This is a genomic window from Brucella pituitosa (genome assembly GCF_003049685.1).
GTDB classification, from domain to species: domain Bacteria; phylum Pseudomonadota; class Alphaproteobacteria; order Rhizobiales; family Rhizobiaceae; genus Brucella; species Brucella pituitosa.
Genome location: NZ_PYSY02000001.1, coordinates 1,285,260 through 1,300,927 on the forward strand (window position 1 = coordinate 1,285,260; position 15,668 = coordinate 1,300,927).

The window sequence follows — 15,668 nt, forward strand, 5'->3', positions numbered from 1 at the left end:
TTCAAGGACAATCACATGACCAAGCTTCCGGGCCTAACCCGCCACGATGATCGGCCTTCCATTGGTTCCGCCAATGGGGGCATGAAGCAAAACCCGTTCAAGCTTCCCTCGGTCCAGCTCCAGCCTCAAGCCAGACCCGTGGATACCTACAGCCGTCCTCAGGCACCCGAAACGGGCGGTAGCGGTCTTATGCAGCTATCCGAGGCGCTTGCCCAAATCAGTCCGAATTTACAAAGCTTTCTCGCTGACCGAACCGATAAGGCTAAAAAAGATGCCGAAGACAAAGCAAACCGACGACTTAGCGGCATGAGCTTTGAGGAAGCGCGATCCGCTATAGATAGTGGCAAAATGTCGGAAATGGATAACCCATGGTTCAAGGCAGCAGCAATGAACCAAATTGGCGAGCGCCTTGCATATACCCGCGTGAACGAACTCACGAAGGAATACGAGACCAACTTCGACAAGGATAAGGGTGACCTTGAGAGCTTCATCCGTGAACGCATGGCCGGTGATTTGGAAAAGTACGGGGATAGCCCGCATTTCGTCAGGGCATACAACACGATCATGAACAACTTTTCGGTGAAGGCGAATACAATCCAAGCACAGCATCAGACCGAGCAAATCAAACAGGACACAATTTCAGGTGTCTATGATGTGTTCTCCGGGAAAGCCCGAACGATGCTGGGTGAAGGCAAGTCGGAAGCCGAAGTTGTTGCAGCATTGCGAGCTGAATACTCCGGAAACCGCGAACTCCTCAAGATTGACTACAAGGACCAAGACCGGGAGATGGTCCGCCTCGCTGAATCCTTCGCGAACGAAGGTAACGTCAAGATGGCCGAAGCTATCCTGAACAGCGAGCGTACGGGTGATGATGGCACGAAGCTGGGTTCCCTTGCGTCAAACCGAGAGTTCCAGAATGACGCCAATCGTATTCTTCTCTCTGCTAAGAACCGCATGGAGAACAATAACGAGGAGGCCACACGCGACCGGCGCTTTAACTTTTGGGACTCAGCGAGACAGGGCAAGCTCGACCGTGAGGAACTGACAGGCTGGCATAAGGCTAACCCCGGAGCGTTCTCGGAAGCTCAGGTGCAGTCGCTCATTAATCAAAGCGACAACTATAATGCGCAGATTGCCAAGGAAGCCAGTGAAGCTAACCAGAAGCTTGCATTGGCCGAACGGGCAAAGAAATCCGAAACAGACCTCCTCACTAAGAATATGGAAACCGCTTCAAGAGGCATGGTGCCGTATCTTGAGGAAGCAACTGTCTTCACCAAAACTGGAGAGACGAAGACTGTTTCGGTCGATGATCAGAAGAAAGCCATTGCAAAGGAAACAGTTGATCGGACTGAGTGGCTTGTAAAAAATGGGAAAGCCAATCCAGATCAAGCATTCGATATGCAGGTTGAATCTTTCTCATCAAACAACCTGACTAACCCGAAGTGGGAAAATGTCCTTCGAAGCGGCCCGATTGCCGCCACACAGGTAACCACTTCTGGCGGCAAAGCTCCCGCTCAGCTCAAAGATGGTACGGACCTTTATATGCGTTTGCATTCGGCTAATCCCGGCCTTCTGGAACAACATATCAAAAACGACAAGACACGAGAGTTCTATGAAAGCTATCGCATAGCAACGCAGTATGCGGGCTTAGATCATGAGCAAGCCGTCCAAACTGCGATGATGGCAACCTCGGAAATAGAAAAGGCACCTTCGGCTTCCGTCAAGCAAAGCTATGAACAGATTGACGAAAAGGCGAGGCGCGTATCAGCGGGTGGCTGGGATACTTGGTTCGGAACAATCGGCGGTAAGCACCCGGATAATTCCGGCTATGTTTCAGGTGAAATCGCGCGGCTTGGAAAGTTCTATGCCCGCAACGGTTTGGATTCTGATCAGGCTCTCGAAGAAGCATCGAAGCGCTTCAACGCCACCCATACAGACGTTAATGGCAGCATGATCTACACTGCTGGTCGGGACATTCCAAAGAACTTCGGGGAAATGGCGAGCCACGCCATTGAACAATATGCAGCTGAGTTCGGAGGCGATGAAGGGTTTGAATCATCAGATTTGACTATTCGACAGGCTACAAACGGCAATGGTTGGTTGATCGTTGATAAATACACTCAGCTTCCGGTGGAAAACTCAGAGCGGTCCAATCTGACCATCCGTTCGCTTTATGAGCTTGATCAGAAGCGACAGCAGGAAAAGAAAGCAGAAATCATTGAGAAACAAAATGAAAAGCAAAGAACAAATCCTGCTGGTCTTTATATCGCTATCGAGAAAGATGGCTCGCAGGTTTTCATCAATGATAAACGGGAGATATTTGAGAATACAGCTAAGGATGGCCGCCAACCACGATGGGAGAATACTGGTAAGCGGTATTCAAAGCCGATAGCCACTGGCCCGAATGGGGAGACCTTACTCAAAGGTGTAGAGCTGCGTGGTATAAAACCAGAGGTGCGTGACGCAACTGAGCGGTTCGTTCGGGGCGTAACGGGTGGCGGTATGAAAACCAACGAATCTTCCGCAGTTGCAATTGGACGAATAGGCGGTGAGCTTATAGGCGGACCTAAGACGCCCGAAGAAAGTTTCATCAAATTCGGCAAAGAAGCAGAAGCTGCTATCAATAAGCGCAACAACAGCGGACGGTGATGCTCTGTCTCGCATGTCCTGAACTTTCAGAAGCCCTGGCATTTTTATGCTGGGGCTTTGTTTTTCTTATGTGGCTTCACTCCCCCACAGGGAGTCACTGAGAGTCATTTCATCAAAACCGCAGCAACCTAGCAGGCAGCGTCTAAACGCTCGCCTATGATTCCCTATGAGGATTTCTGACATGATTGAAAACTTACCTATGCCTGCATCCATTCGTGAACGCCTAATGAGCGTTGTTTCCGGGCGGCATTATCTTATTGCGACTGATGGGTCATGCATCCGTAACCCCGGTCGCGGCGGCTGGTCTTACGTCAAGCAGCTCAAAGAAGGCGATAAGCTTCTCCGGCAAGGGGTGAATGCTCGCCAATCATCTGAGAGAGTCACGACGAATATCAAGATGGAAATGACCGCAGCACTCAAAGCTGTGAAAGGTATTGCCGAGACTGAGACACCCGTTATCATCGTTAGTGATAATTTGATGCTTTGTAAGGGAATGACTGAATGGCTTCCGGGATGGAAGGCGAAAGGTTGGAGGAGGACAACAGGTGCTTTAGAAAACAGTGGCTTATGGAAATCTTTGGATGCGGCCTGTGAAGGGAAGAATGTTCATTGGGTATGGGTGAAGGGCCATGCGGGTTATCAGCTTAACGAAATGGCTGATACGCTGGCACGGAATGCCGCTGAGGGAAAATATCCGAACGGACCAGACAGCGTTAAGGCCATGTATCCACATTGGTTTGAAGACCAAACTGGAGTGCTGTAACCAATTACACCCCACCATAGGAGATATTACCCCTCACCATAGGAGAAGTCCTTAATTAAACCTAATCAGAAACCTAAGCCATTACCTATAATGTATAATTAGATTAAACATAATAGGTAAGACCTTAGGTAATACCTAAGTAGAAGATGTGTGAAGATTGATTGTGGTCTTTGTTCAATATTCGCTGTGGTCCTATACTTAGCGTCGATAGAAGGTACTCCTTAGACCGAAAAGTGACAAGGGCCGTAGATAATCTCCACAGCCCTCATCATTCTTGTTCTAAGCGCAAGGGGTCTTCCAAACGGAGCCTTCCTTGATTTTCGATATTAGGCAAGCGCCTGAGGAGGCGCAAGCCGTTCCGGTCTCATGAACGTAGTTTCCTCCAACCTCACCATCGCTACGCCTATGGTTACCCTCCAGAATGGCAAAGCGTTCGCCAATAGCCGTGATGTTGCTGAGTATTTCGGTAAACGCCACGATAACATTCTCAGAGCCTTGACCATGCTGGAATGTAGCCGCGAATTTTACGACCTCAATTTTGAGGCGGTAACATTTGAGTTTCAGAACGGACGTGGTGGTACGCAAACTGGCCGTGCCTTCAACATGACCAAGGACGGCTCCACTCTCCTCGCGATGGGCTTCACTGGGAAACAGGCTTTCCAGTTCAAAATTGCCTACATCACCCGCTTTAATGAGATGGAAGCTGCCCTCCGAACACAAGCCGAGCAGGGTGGCCCCCGCAGTACGTTCTCGTGCTGCACTCAATCGAAAATGAACAGCGCATCCTTGATACGGACTTAGCGGAACGGCTTGGCTATGAGCGCCCAAGCGTTATTCGTGAACTGATTGGCCGAAAGGAGGTAGAGCTGTCTCGTTATGGTGTTTGCCGCAGCGTACGGCAAACCTCAGGCGCTAAGGGGGGGCGACCTTCGGTTGCCTATTATCTCAACGAAGAGCAGGCTCTTTTGGTTTGCATGTTCTCCGATACGGACAACGCTTCGAACGTCCGAAAGCAAGTCATCGACACGTTCATGGCCGTCCGCCGTGGGCAATTGCAGCCAGCGGTTCCAGCTCTGCCAAACTTCACCGACCCAGCCGAGGCCGCTATCGCTTGGGCTACGGAAAAGTTCAGGTGCTTCCTGACAGTCCAGCAGCAATAATTTGCTGGATTAGCTGCTCCAAGGCGCTCACCAGCCAGACGTTAAACGCTACTCCCAATATCCCTGCTGCCCACAGTGAAGTTTCGCGCCAACGGCCTTTGAGTGACAATTTCCTAAGTGTCAGCAATACGCCAGTTCGGAAATAGACACCTGTAACGAGTAGCATCACCAAATAGGCGACGATATAAAGCGCCCATATTGCGAACGAAGTATCTTTTTGCGTTACAGCGAATTGAAGTGCACCGAGTAACACTACACTTTGAATGTAGTTAAATGTCGCGCTGTGTAGTTTCGTAGCATTTGCAGCCCACTCGTGATAAAACTCTTCACTCTCGTCTTGTTCTCTTAGCAGGCGTTTAAACAATTTATCTCAGCCTCCATTGTTGGGCTAAAAATAACAGAAAAATTCGAGGCGGCAATCGATAGATAGGAAATGCGCGTACCCCCCCTCTGCCCCCTTTGCGCTGGCTAGTCGCTCTCTTGACTTGCATTCAACCCTCTGAGATTCTTAGGGAATTGCCATAAACATGCGGGGCTTCGGTGCGGAAAAAGGCTGGTATTAATAAACTCTTGAGACTGACTGAGATTTACCGGCTGCTGGAAACCTTTCGAGAGCTGCGCCCTGAGATGCCCATGCAAATGGCCTCGGTGTTCCTCGTGGTTGCCATGAGGCCGGGAGTGCAGCAATGCGACCTGCCAGACATTATCGGCGTCAGTCAGTCATCAATCTCCCGCAACATTACAGCGCTCACTTCACGGACGCGCCATGGAGCAGAAGGTTTGAACCTTATCAGGCGTAGTCTCGACCCTGAGGGTGGAAGGTCGCCAGTGATTCATTTGACGACAGCGGGGAAACAATTGGCTGACCGGCTGTTAAGCGTTGTGTCAGTCAGCAGCGCTGCCTAACATCTTAATCGCGTAGATAACGAAAAGGGGTTGGCAGTGGATAGTTGGCAAGGTTCGCGAGAAAGAATGGCCGAAGCTGAGGTTTCACTTCGTCTTGCGGAATACTTAAGCGAACTGGATGGTTTTGCAGGCCATGTTGATGTTGCTATTGACGGTGCATCTGTTTCAGTTGGCGGAGCGATTGTATTCGAGATTTCAGCATATCTGCAAAGCCAAGGCTGGATGAAAATCGAAGGGCTCCCCAAAAGCAAGAACGATTGGACAGGCATCTACAAACGAGCGAGCGCCACTCTTCGCGTCCATTCTCGTTCAGGGATTGGTGATGTTGTGGCATCAATCGATGGCAGAATGATTATCGCAGAATGCAAGAAGGGGCCCCTTGTTACCAAGCCCGGAAGCCCTGAAAGGCCCTTGCTGAACAACGCATTAGGCCAAGCACTGCTTATTAATGCATCCGATACTGATATTGTTGTGGCTGCTGTTCCAGACAGTCCAGCATTTAGAAAACTTGCTGAGGTGTGGAGGGAGAGGCCGCGCTTGAAGCGGGCAGGGATTCAGATAGTTCTTGTAAATCGCGATGGTTCTGTCGCGGGCCTAACTATCAAGGCGTCTCAAAAGTAAACTTTTGGGATAAAGCTATTGACGTGTCTCAAAACAGTCTCTAAACGTAAGTCTCAATTCATCCTAAGAGATTTGGAGACAGATTGATGATCGTTGCATATGCCCGTGTGAGTTCTATCGGACAGGACCATAGCAATCAGATTGAGCGCCTAAAGGCTGCTGGTGCTGATAAGATTTTCAGCGAGAAGCAATCAGGCTTGGACAAAGACAGGCCGCAACTCGCAGAAGCACTTAACTTCGTCCGTGAAGGCGACACGCTTATTATCACGAAGCTGGACAGACTGGCACGCTCTGCTTCGCACCTTCATCAAATCCTTGAAATGCTGGATAAGAAGGGCGTAGGCTTCAAGGTATTGGACGATGCAGCATTGGACACGACCACACGCACGGGCAAGCTCATGTTCGGCATTCTCGCATCAATGGCTGAGTTTGAGACTGCCTTGCGTAAAGAGCGCCAGCTTGAAGGAATAGCTAAGGCGAAAGCCAGAGGCGAAACAGGAGGGCGTCCTAAGACCGTTGATGAGGACGCCATAAGAAGCATGAAGGCAAACGGTAAGACTGTGCCTGAGATTGTGAAGGCATCTGGTGTAAGCCGTGCAGCGGTTTATAGGGCGCTTTCGCCTGTGTAGGCGTATCTGTTTTTTTCTCGATTCCCGTTAGAGTCCATTTAGAAGGTTGAGATGTTCTCCTTTGCCATGTTCGTGATAGGGTTTTTACTATGAGCAACGACGAAACTGTCTCGGCTAGGAATTGACTTACCGAGACAGTTTGCCACCCGCCAATAAAGCCGGAATCTATCGGTGTATTTGAAGCTCTGTGGGTAATTTTTGATTTACAATATGCTTAAGAGATCATGGATGCGGAAGGAATAGCGGCCTTAAGACTGCTCAGCATTGATGGAGATATAATCCAGCCTTGTAGACTACCATTCCATTTTCCACCATTCTCTTTGATTTTTTTCTTTGTGTGGTTTGGTATTACCTTTTACTAAATATCCTTTACCATAGGACTCAATTGTAACACCTTCTGTTACTTCTTTGGAGGAAACTTTTTTCGGTGTGCGACGAACTGTATCTTTAGGTTTTTGTATAGGAGCAGCATCTGATGTTATATTCACATCTTGAAAAGACTTGAGTTTTTTCGAGCTGGTTGCCAATTTGCATACATGCAGGGTTTAGTGCAGCAGTAAGATTTCCATCGGACCGGTTGTTTTCATAAACCAATGGTGTGATACCAGCTAGATCACTTGGAAGGTGCATGGTTCCTGCGTTCTCCGGAACGAGGAAATAGCATCTCTCAGCACCTAAGCGACCTATAAATAAACCTAATTCAAATATAACGTTATCTCTAACCGTTGGATTTGTCATCTCGCGCATGATGGTGATATCATCTGGTGAGAAAACGAAAATGCCAAAGTCAGATGTTCTCAATGTATTAATGAGTGATGATAATGTACTTGTTGACGGTATAAAGACACCTTTATCCCAAACTGTACACTCGGCTTGCCTCGTGAGGTTGCTATGAATTGCATTTGCAATTGACAGACCCTCAGATGATGACCCGATAAAAACTTTTGGCTTCACAATTCTCTCCTCGCAAGCTTATTTTAGTCTTTAGTTTTTTCGGATAGCATTCATTTTTTCTAAGTCAATTGATACTTTAGTAATTGTAAATATATAAGCATCAGGAAATATACACAAAATCATACTGCTGATCTCTTTGCCCATACCTTTAGCATTGCATTCACCTTCGGCTGAATGCGCCTTCTAGCTTCCTCCCGATCTAACCCATGCAACAGAAGGGTTTCATATTCGGTCATCTGGTGTCGCAAGATGCCGTCCATGGTGATGCCTACGGCACGACCTAGCTTCACGCCTTCCCATTGGCGCTCTGAAATTATCCTCGATATATGCTCCACGGCAAAGTCAGGGCAGCAGGGGTGCTTCTTTCGTATGTGTCGAGCGACGATCTCAAAAGTAAAAAACATAAATCTTCTTCCCGGCTCCGTGCTCGTCTTGTGCGGTCAGGTCCGCACTTTGAGAAGCGGGTCAATTATTCCAGATTTCCTGCAACTGCTTGTTCATCTAGCTCGGTCGGACTGGGTATCCGGCCGAGTTCAACGCATCGAGCCAACAGATTGGAAAGAATTCTAGCAGCTTGCAAATACCCTTCTCGCAACAATTTTGCGTCTAATGAGGAGCCATGAACTGCCTTAGAACGAATACCGTATGCCTTCTTCACATCGTTGAACCACTGCATCTTCTCAGCGTGACTACCATCCATTAGAAGCGCGGTGTAAAGCGCCAATCGGCGGTTCAACTCGCCATCGACGGAAAGCAAACCTTCAATTCCCGACCACAGCAGCATAATTCTTGTATCAAAGTCGATAAGTTGCTGGGCGTTGCCATAACATCTCATCGCTCGACTAAACAAAGAGTTTCCGATTAGCTTATCGAATTTCTCACGATGTTTGCAGGCCCATGTCAAGGAGCTTTCCGACACCAATTTGAGAGACTCAATCGGTCGAAACATCATCGTGCGGTTTGCCGCAGTCAGAACAGGCTCAGCACCAACAGCATAACTGTACAACGAAAAACAAGGTGTGTGGGTAGCGACTGACAAAAGGTGAAAATCCCAAAGCGCGTTCCAAGCTTTCGCAGTGAGTTCATGTGGCCTATCTGAGCTTGGATGGATTTCGATAGCAAAACTCTGAGTCTCTTGGCCCGAAATCACTGCAATATAATCAGCAAAGTTTCTGCAACTCTTCGCCACAACGTCAGGTGATAAAACCGGCACTTCTGGTGTAATGACGATACCGGAAGCGAGCTCGTAGGGTTGCTCCAGCCGAATCCCATGCCCAGCAATAACGATAGACCGTGTCCCGCTTTTTTGGGCGATTGTGATCATCTAATCTCTCAAACTGAACGTTAAGCCTAGCCAATCTTTGGATTACTAATCGGAAAACTTGACCGGCGCTACAATAAACACTACAAACACAGGAAATTACCGCAACGAAAAACCCTTTAAAATCAATGGTTGGCAACGAAATTCCCGGTTTCCCGCCGACCGCACCACCCATTCTCCTTGATAAAACATTACAAATTTACTCATGTTTATCGTTTCAAGCTTGTTTGCGCTCTCAAAGCCATGTAGCCATGCTCGAAATTAATTAGAGTATGCAGAAAGCTGACCGATGAACGCCTTCGTTAAAGCCGTAGCTCAAGCTGAAACTGCCATGCGTGCACTCTTCCCAGAGACACCTTTGCAGCTCAATGACTATCTTTCACGAAAGTACGGCGCAGAAATTTGGCTCAAGCGCGAAGATCTGACCCCAGTTCGTTCTTATAAGATACGCGGAGCCTTCAACTTCATTTCGCGTGCAGTTAAGACCGCCGATGAAAAAGCTGTGTTCGTATGTGCCTCGGCTGGCAATCACGCACAGGGCTTTGCCTTTGCTTGTCGTCATTTCGGACGCAAAGGCGTGGTTTTCATGCCTGTCACGACGCCTCAGCAGAAAATCGACAAAACCCGCGCTTTCGGTGCAGAATTTATCGAGATCAAGCTTATTGGCGACATTTTCGATGTCTGCTATGCCGCTTCGCAGGAATATGCAGAAGCCAATAAGGGTGTAATGGTGCCACCATTTGACCATCAGGGCATCATCGAAGGGCAGGCGACTGTTGCGCTCGAAATCGAGCGACAGTTGCCTGACAATAAGAAACCGGATTTTGTATTCCTGCCCGTTGGTGGTGGTGGTCTATCTGCAGGCGTAACACAGTACTTTTCGGCGCTTGGCTGGAAGACTGCCTATCGCTTTATTGAACCACAGGGCGCAGCCAGCCTGAAAGGCAGTCTTGAAGCAGGCAAGCGGATCAAGCTTTCTCAGGTCGATAATTTCGTTGATGGTGCAGCTGTCGCGGAGATTGGCAAAGAAAACTTCAAGCTTCTCAAAGGCTTCGACAAAAATATTGTCATCACGGTTCCGGAAAACCGCCTTTGCTCGACTATTGTCGAAATGTTGAATATTGAGGGCGTTGTCCTTGAGCCTGCTGGTGCGCTCGGCATTGATGCTCTCAAGGATTTCAAGAAGAGCGAACTCAAAGGCAAGCGTATTGTCATCGTGGTATCCGGCGGCAATTTCGACTTTGAGCGTTTGCCAGACGTGAAAGAGCGCGCTCTTCGCTATGAAGGCCTGAAGAAATACTTCATCTTCCGCTTCCCGCAGCGTCCGGGTGCACTGCGCTCCTTCCTTGATCTGCTTGGTCCCGAAGATGACGTCGCCCGCTTTGAATATCTGAAGAAATCCGCGCGCAATTTCGGTTCAGTATTGATCGGCATCGAAACCAAGGATGCAGGCAATTTCAAGATTCTGGAAAAGAAGTTTGCGGAAGCAGGCTGGGCTTATCAGGATATTACAGACAATCAGGTGCTCGCTGATTTCATAATCTGATTTGCCGCTCAAACATAAATCATTTGCTTTTTGGGGCAAAACACCCCATATGGCGGCTCAGGCGCATGGGCTGAACTGTTTCAGCCTTCCCGGAATCGGACTTGTTGCGTCTCGCCTCTTGCAATCAGAATGGTCTGAGAGCAGGGGAGACCCGGCTGGTTTCGGGCACGGCAGCGCAAGTCGACCGGAGTATTCCGGCGTCCCGTCGTACATCCAAGAAATTCCCGTTCGGCAAGTTGCGCTTGTCCGAAGTTTTTAAGCGGACCACAGCTTTGCGGTGCCGCCGAAAGAGTTTAAATTGACCACTGAAAATATTGGTGAAAACATTGGCGGCTTTGCCGCTCTTGGCGTTACCGGCGTGCTCCTTAAAGGCGTTGAAGCTGCTGGCATGACCGAGCCAAAGCCCATTCAGACACAGGCCATTCCGCATCAGCTGGAAGGCCGCGACATTCTGGGTATCGCACAGACTGGCTCTGGCAAAACCGCTGCATTCAGCTTGCCAATCCTGCAGAAAATCATCGCCCTTGGTGACAAGCGCAAGGGCAAGACCGCACGCGCGTTGATCCTCGCACCAACCCGCGAACTGGCTGTGCAGATCGAAGAAACGATCCGCACCGTTGCCAAGCAGGCTCATATCTCGACAGCACTCGTTCTTGGCGGCGTATCGCGCCTTAGCCAGATCAAGCGCATGCAGGGCGGCGTGGACGTTCTCATCGCAACACCGGGTCGTCTGACCGATCTCGTGCGCGAAAACTGCGTTGACCTGTCGGAAACCCGCTGGCTGGTTCTCGATGAAGCTGACCGCATGCTCGATATGGGCTTCATCAATGATGTGAAGCGCATTGCCAAAGGTACACACAAGAACCGTCAGACAGCGCTTTTCTCGGCAACCATGCCAAAGGAAATAGCAGCACTTGCACAGAGCCTGCTGCGCGATCCGGTTCGTGTTGAAGTTGCTCCGCAGGGCACAACCGCTGCTGAAATCACGCAGGTCGTGCATCCTGTTCCAACCAAGGAAAAGCGCCGTCTGCTCTCTGGTCTTCTGGGCGACAAGGGCATGAAGTCGGTCATCGTCTTCACTCGCACCAAGCATGGCGCAGATGCAGTCGTTCGCCATCTTGAGCGCGATGGTTTTGATGCTGCTGCGATCCACGGTAACAAGTCGCAGAATGCCCGTCAGCGCGCGCTCAACGGCTTCCGCGATGGCACATTGCGCATTCTGGTTGCAACAGACATCGCTGCACGCGGCATTGATGTTCCGGGCATCAGCCATGTCGTCAATTATGATCTGCCGGATGAGCCTGAAACCTACGTGCACCGTATTGGCCGTACTGGACGTAACGGCGCAAGCGGCGCTTCGATCACGCTTTATGATGCAGCAACGGAAGATACGAAGCTGCGTGCCGTTGAACGCGTCACACGCACGAAGCTGTCGATCAAGGAAGCTCCGGTTAAGCTTGCACCAGCACCGGTCGCAAAATTCGATGATGCGGACGACAAGCCACGTTCCCACAGCGTACCACAGAAGCATCGCCGTCCAGCTAACAAGATGGCAAAGTCCGGCGAACATCGTTCGGGTCAGGGTTCAAAGCCTGCGGCTGGGGAAGGCGCTGCGAAGCCGAAGCGTCCATTCCATCGCAAGCGTCGTCCAGGTGGCGGCGGTGGTGGCGGCCAGCGCGCTGCTTAATCGCAGCACTACTTTTTCTAAAAGCCGCCCGATAGCGCATCCCAAAAAGTGCAAAGCGGTTTTTGGATAAGATGCGCGATAAAAAAATGATAAAAAGCCAATCTGATCTAATCAGGTTGGCTTTTTATATGCGGTTTTTTCGCATCGGGATGAATGATGAGTTTTTCGTTGCGAAATCATGCAGAAAATTATTCCCCACTTGCTTGAAGAACGTCATGCTTCCACATAGTTTCCTCACAACCAGAAGGAACGGAAGCCATGCTCAATTCGGCACTCGACGCTATCGGCAATACCCCACTGATCCGCTTGAAAAAGGCTTCTGAAATCACTGGTTGCGAAATCTACGGTAAGGCCGAATTTCTCAATCCCGGTCAGTCGGTTAAGGACCGCGCAGCCCTTTACATCATCCGTGATGCCGAAAAGCGCGGACTTTTGAAGCCCGGCGGCGTTATCGTTGAAGGCACGGCAGGAAACACCGGCATCGGCCTTACCTTTGTTGCCAAGGCGCTTGGTTATCGCACTGTCATCGTCATCCCTGAAACGCAAAGTCAGGAAAAAAAGGACGCGCTGCGCCTCCTTGGCGCAGAACTGATTGAAGTTCCTGCAGCACCCTATCGCAATCCGAACAATTATGTGCGTCTGTCCGGGCGTCTGGCCGAGCAACTCGCCAAAACCGAACCCAATGGTGCAATCTGGGCCAATCAGTTCGATAATATCGTCAATCGCATCGCGCATATTGAAACCACCGCACAGGAAATCTGGCGTGATACCAATGGCAAGGTCGATGGTTTCGTCTCGGCTGTCGGTTCGGGCGGCACGCTCGCAGGCACTGCTTTCGGCCTCAAAGACAAAAATGCGGACATCAAAATCGCGCTTGCTGATCCCCATGGCGCAGCCCTTCATTCCTTCTACACGACGGGCGAGCTGAAATCCGAAGGTGATTCCATCACCGAAGGTATCGGGCAGGGGCGCATCACGGCCAATCTCGAAGGCTTTACACCTGACTTTTCCTATCGCGTTCCCGATGCCGACGCGCTCGATATTCTGTTTGATCTGGTGCAGGAGGAAGGACTCTGCTTGGGCGGTTCCTCCGGCATCAATATTGCCGGTGCAATCCGCCTTGCAAAAGATCTCGGACCGGGCCACACCATCGTGACCGTGCTTTGCGACTATGGTAATCGTTACCAGTCCAAGCTGTTCAATCCGGCTTTCCTGCGCGGCAAAGATCTGCCTGTGCCAGCCTGGCTAGAAATGAAAACCGAAATCGACATACCATACGAGGGATAATCATGGCATACGAGACTGAAGCTCTGTTCCGCGAAGATGCATATCTTAAAAGCGCGGAGGGTTCAGTCCTGGCCCTGACAGATACCGGCGGCATTATTCTCGATCAGACAAATTTTTATGCCACTTCCGGCGGTCAGCCGGGAGATACGGGCTTTTTTGAGCGTGCCGACGGCTCGCGCATTGAAATTGCGGCAACCGTTACCGGCGAAAGCAAAAACGAAATCGTCCATGTGCCAGTCGAAGGGCAGGCGCTCCCCGCGATTGGCGAGAAACTGGTTCTGCATATCAATTGGGAGCGCCGCTACAAGCTGATGCGTATGCATACAGCCTGTCATCTTCTTTCTGTCGCGTGCCCGTTTCCAATCACTGGTGCTGCGGTTGGTGAAGAGGAAAGCCGCGTCGATTTCGATCTTCCAGATGCGAGCTACACCAAGGAATCCGTCACCGAAAAACTCATGGAAATGGTGGAAGCCAATGATCCAGTTACGCTTCGCTGGATCAGCGACGAAGAGTTTCTGGCCAATCCGGATATTGTGAAGTCGAAGAACGTCCGCCCTCCTGTGGGTGCAGGCCGTCTTCGTTTGGTGGTTATCGGCGAAAATGGTTCAGTGGATTCGCAACCTTGTGGCGGAACACACGTTTCTGAGACGCAGGAAGTGGGTGAAATCCACATCGGCAAGATCGAAAAGAAGGGCAAGGAAAACCGCCGCTTCCGCATTCGATTTGGCAATGCACCACTAGTGTAAGTTCAGGAGCAATCATGTCCGATAAAAGCGCATTTGTTATCTCCCGCGACGATCTAAAAGCTCGTCTGGGCGAACCGGGTCTCGCAATCGTGGATGCATCCTGGTATTTGCCCGCAGCCGGTCGCAACGGGCGCGATGAATATGACGCAGCACACATTCCGGGTGCAGTCTTCTTCGATCAGGATCTGATTGCAGACAAGGGTTCGGGCCTCCCGCATACCTTGCCATCACCGGAGCTTTTTGCACGCCATGTCGGCGCAATGGGCATCACGGCAGATGAAACCATCGTTGTCTATGACGGTCCTGGCATGTTTTCTGCGCCACGCGTCTGGTGGATGTTCCGCGTGATGGGCGTGAAGAACGTTCTGGTTCTCGATGGTGGTTTTGATGGCTGGAAGGCAGCAAACTTCCCCGTCAACGATGAAGTTACAAAAATCGCTGCAACGCTTTTCACGCCTTCATTCAATGCGGCCAAGGTCGTTGATTTCGCAGAAATGAGCAAAATCGTGGATGGACGCAGCTCTCAGATCGCCGATGCACGTGCCGCTGGCCGTTTCACAGGCCGCGATGCAGAACCGCGCGCAGGTATGCGCTCGGGTCACATGCCGGGCGCTCGCAACGTTCCGGTCGGTTCGCTGTCTGAAAACGGTCAACTGAAAAGCCTCGACAGCCTTCGCGAAATCTTCGCCAGTGCTGGGGTAGACCTTAATAAACCCGTCGTCACCAGCTGCGGTTCCGGTGTGACCGCAGCGGTCATCACCCTTGCATTGACGTCGCTTGGCCACGAAGACAATCGGCTTTATGATGGTTCGTGGAGCGAATGGGGCAGCAGGCAGGATACACCTGTCGTGACCGGCGAAGCAGAATAAGCATGACTGAAAAACTGATGGCCAGAGTGACCCATCTGGAAATGACAGCGCGTCCGGCGCTGTCATTTCCGGTTCCTTCCGGTCTGCGTCTTGCAATCATGCGCTCGACCGAAATGCCGGTGCATTTCTATCGCTATCTCTACGAACAGGTTGGACGCCAGCATCACTGGATGATGCGTCGCGTGCAGAGCGATGCGGAAGTGGCTAAGGCCATTCATGCAGAGACTACCGAGATTCACGTCCTTTATGCGGAGGGAAATCCGGCCGGTTTTTTGGAGCTCAATTTGTCAGCCTTGCCAGAAACAGCCGAAGTTCTCTATTTCGGACTCGTTCCTGATTATCAGGGGCGGGGACTGGGAAAATTCTTCTTCAGCGAAGCCATTTCAACTGCCTGGTCGCACAGCCCGCAAAGAGTGACCATTCATACCAACACACTCGACAGCCCGCGCGCGCTACAGCTTTATCAAAAGATGGGATTTGTGCCGGTCGGCTGGTCCGAGGAAGAAGTCACGCCCTGGGAATAGAGCAAG

General features: G+C 50.6%; 17 protein-coding genes. 12 read left to right on the top strand and 5 right to left on the bottom strand.

What is annotated here, in order from left to right; all coding sequences use genetic code 11:
- Positions 1-15: 15 nt before the first annotated feature.
- The 4 genes from C9380_RS06305 to C9380_RS06320 all read left to right on the top strand — a co-directional run bounded on the left by C9380_RS06305 (position 16) and on the right by C9380_RS06320 (position 4,572).
- A complete protein-coding gene (locus C9380_RS06305; protein WP_128093228.1) occupies positions 16-2,649 on the top strand; it encodes a hypothetical protein in 2,634 nt (877 codons plus the stop codon).
- Positions 2,650-2,830: 181 nt separating this feature from the next.
- Positions 2,831-3,412, top strand: coding sequence for a ribonuclease H family protein (locus tag C9380_RS06310; RefSeq protein ID WP_210249740.1), 582 nt, complete (start codon positions 2,831-2,833; stop codon positions 3,410-3,412).
- A gap of 366 nt (positions 3,413-3,778) precedes the next feature.
- Complete coding sequence (locus tag C9380_RS06315) at positions 3,779-4,213, top strand: Rha family transcriptional regulator (protein ID WP_128093229.1); 435 nt, start codon at positions 3,779-3,781, stop codon at positions 4,211-4,213.
- Complete coding sequence (locus C9380_RS06320) at positions 4,165-4,572, top strand: hypothetical protein (protein WP_128093230.1); 408 nt, start codon at positions 4,165-4,167, stop codon at positions 4,570-4,572. The genes C9380_RS06315 and C9380_RS06320 overlap by 49 nt, the downstream gene beginning before the upstream one ends.
- Here the strand turns inward: C9380_RS06320 and C9380_RS06325 are convergent.
- On the bottom strand, positions 4,541-4,936 hold the full coding sequence (locus C9380_RS06325; protein ID WP_128093231.1) for a hypothetical protein: 396 nt from the start codon (positions 4,934-4,936) through the stop codon (positions 4,541-4,543). The two genes, C9380_RS06320 and C9380_RS06325, sit on opposite strands and share 32 nt — an antisense overlap.
- Before the next feature lie 608 nt (positions 4,937-5,544).
- Between C9380_RS06325 and C9380_RS06335 the strand changes: the two genes are divergently transcribed.
- Both C9380_RS06335 and C9380_RS06340 read left to right on the top strand, forming a co-directional pair.
- Positions 5,545-6,099, top strand: a complete 555-nt coding sequence (locus tag C9380_RS06335; RefSeq protein WP_128093233.1) for a hypothetical protein — start codon at positions 5,545-5,547, stop codon at positions 6,097-6,099.
- An 86-nt stretch (positions 6,100-6,185) separates the two neighbouring features.
- Positions 6,186-6,728, top strand: a complete 543-nt coding sequence (locus C9380_RS06340) for a recombinase family protein (RefSeq protein ID WP_128093234.1) — start codon at positions 6,186-6,188, stop codon at positions 6,726-6,728.
- Between the two features lie 293 nt (positions 6,729-7,021).
- Here C9380_RS06340 and C9380_RS06345 read toward each other — a convergent pair whose 3' ends face one another.
- The 4 genes from C9380_RS06345 to C9380_RS06360 form a co-directional block, all read right to left on the bottom strand.
- Positions 7,022-7,255, bottom strand: a complete 234-nt coding sequence (locus tag C9380_RS06345) for a hypothetical protein (RefSeq protein ID WP_164844620.1) — start codon at positions 7,253-7,255, stop codon at positions 7,022-7,024.
- Complete coding sequence (locus C9380_RS28480) at positions 7,176-7,682, bottom strand: TIR domain-containing protein (RefSeq protein ID WP_128093236.1); 507 nt, start codon at positions 7,680-7,682, stop codon at positions 7,176-7,178. The genes C9380_RS06345 and C9380_RS28480 overlap by 80 nt, the downstream gene beginning before the upstream one ends.
- 119 nt (positions 7,683-7,801) lie before the next feature.
- Positions 7,802-8,086, bottom strand: coding sequence for a DUF2293 domain-containing protein (locus C9380_RS06355; protein ID WP_128093237.1), 285 nt, complete (start codon positions 8,084-8,086; stop codon positions 7,802-7,804).
- A gap of 65 nt (positions 8,087-8,151) precedes the next feature.
- Positions 8,152-9,006, bottom strand: coding sequence for a HEPN domain-containing protein (locus tag C9380_RS06360; RefSeq protein ID WP_128093238.1), 855 nt, complete (start codon positions 9,004-9,006; stop codon positions 8,152-8,154).
- A 286-nt stretch (positions 9,007-9,292) separates the two neighbouring features.
- On the opposite strand from C9380_RS06360, the gene ilvA reads away from it, so the two are divergent.
- The 6 genes from ilvA to C9380_RS06390 all read left to right on the top strand — a co-directional run bounded on the left by ilvA (position 9,293) and on the right by C9380_RS06390 (position 15,662).
- A complete protein-coding gene (gene ilvA, locus C9380_RS06365; protein WP_128093239.1) occupies positions 9,293-10,549 on the top strand; it encodes a threonine ammonia-lyase IlvA in 1,257 nt (418 codons plus the stop codon).
- Positions 10,550-10,826: 277 nt separating this feature from the next.
- On the top strand, positions 10,827-12,236 hold the full coding sequence (locus tag C9380_RS06370) for a DEAD/DEAH box helicase (RefSeq protein ID WP_024898892.1): 1,410 nt from the start codon (positions 10,827-10,829) through the stop codon (positions 12,234-12,236).
- 258 nt (positions 12,237-12,494) lie between these two features.
- The gene (locus tag C9380_RS06375; protein WP_100558977.1) at positions 12,495-13,523 is read left to right on the top strand and encodes a cysteine synthase A; all 1,029 of its coding nucleotides are present in this window, start codon (positions 12,495-12,497) and stop codon (positions 13,521-13,523) included.
- Positions 13,524-13,525: 2 nt separating this feature from the next.
- Complete coding sequence (locus C9380_RS06380) at positions 13,526-14,269, top strand: alanyl-tRNA editing protein (protein WP_024898890.1); 744 nt, start codon at positions 13,526-13,528, stop codon at positions 14,267-14,269.
- A gap of 14 nt (positions 14,270-14,283) precedes the next feature.
- Positions 14,284-15,138, top strand: a complete 855-nt coding sequence (gene sseA / locus C9380_RS06385; RefSeq protein ID WP_128093240.1) for a 3-mercaptopyruvate sulfurtransferase — start codon at positions 14,284-14,286, stop codon at positions 15,136-15,138.
- A gap of 2 nt (positions 15,139-15,140) precedes the next feature.
- On the top strand, positions 15,141-15,662 hold the full coding sequence (locus C9380_RS06390; RefSeq protein WP_024898888.1) for a GNAT family N-acetyltransferase: 522 nt from the start codon (positions 15,141-15,143) through the stop codon (positions 15,660-15,662).
- The last annotated feature ends 6 nt before the right edge of the window (positions 15,663-15,668 follow it).

What these genes read in the sequence shown, in the direction of transcription:
- C9380_RS06390 (WP_024898888.1), top strand. Translation starts at nt 15,141, where the DNA reads ATGACTGAAAAACTGATGGCCAGAGTGACCCATCTGGAAATGACAGCG.
- C9380_RS06315 (WP_128093229.1), top strand. Translation starts at nt 3,779, where the DNA reads ATGAACGTAGTTTCCTCCAACCTCACCATCGCTACGCCTATGGTTACC.
- ilvA (WP_128093239.1), top strand. Translation starts at nt 9,293, where the DNA reads ATGAACGCCTTCGTTAAAGCCGTAGCTCAAGCTGAAACTGCCATGCGT.
- C9380_RS06335 (WP_128093233.1), top strand. Translation starts at nt 5,545, where the DNA reads ATGGCCGAAGCTGAGGTTTCACTTCGTCTTGCGGAATACTTAAGCGAA.
- C9380_RS06340 (WP_128093234.1), top strand. Translation starts at nt 6,186, where the DNA reads ATGATCGTTGCATATGCCCGTGTGAGTTCTATCGGACAGGACCATAGC.
- C9380_RS06355 (WP_128093237.1), bottom strand. Translation starts at nt 8,086, where the DNA reads ATGTTTTTTACTTTTGAGATCGTCGCTCGACACATACGAAAGAAGCAC.
- C9380_RS06380 (WP_024898890.1), top strand. Translation starts at nt 13,526, where the DNA reads ATGGCATACGAGACTGAAGCTCTGTTCCGCGAAGATGCATATCTTAAA.
- C9380_RS06375 (WP_100558977.1), top strand. Translation starts at nt 12,495, where the DNA reads ATGCTCAATTCGGCACTCGACGCTATCGGCAATACCCCACTGATCCGC.
- sseA (WP_128093240.1), top strand. Translation starts at nt 14,284, where the DNA reads ATGTCCGATAAAAGCGCATTTGTTATCTCCCGCGACGATCTAAAAGCT.
- C9380_RS06360 (WP_128093238.1), bottom strand. Translation starts at nt 9,006, where the DNA reads ATGATCACAATCGCCCAAAAAAGCGGGACACGGTCTATCGTTATTGCT.
- C9380_RS06305 (WP_128093228.1), top strand. Translation starts at nt 16, where the DNA reads ATGACCAAGCTTCCGGGCCTAACCCGCCACGATGATCGGCCTTCCATT.
- C9380_RS06310 (WP_210249740.1), top strand. Translation starts at nt 2,831, where the DNA reads ATGATTGAAAACTTACCTATGCCTGCATCCATTCGTGAACGCCTAATG.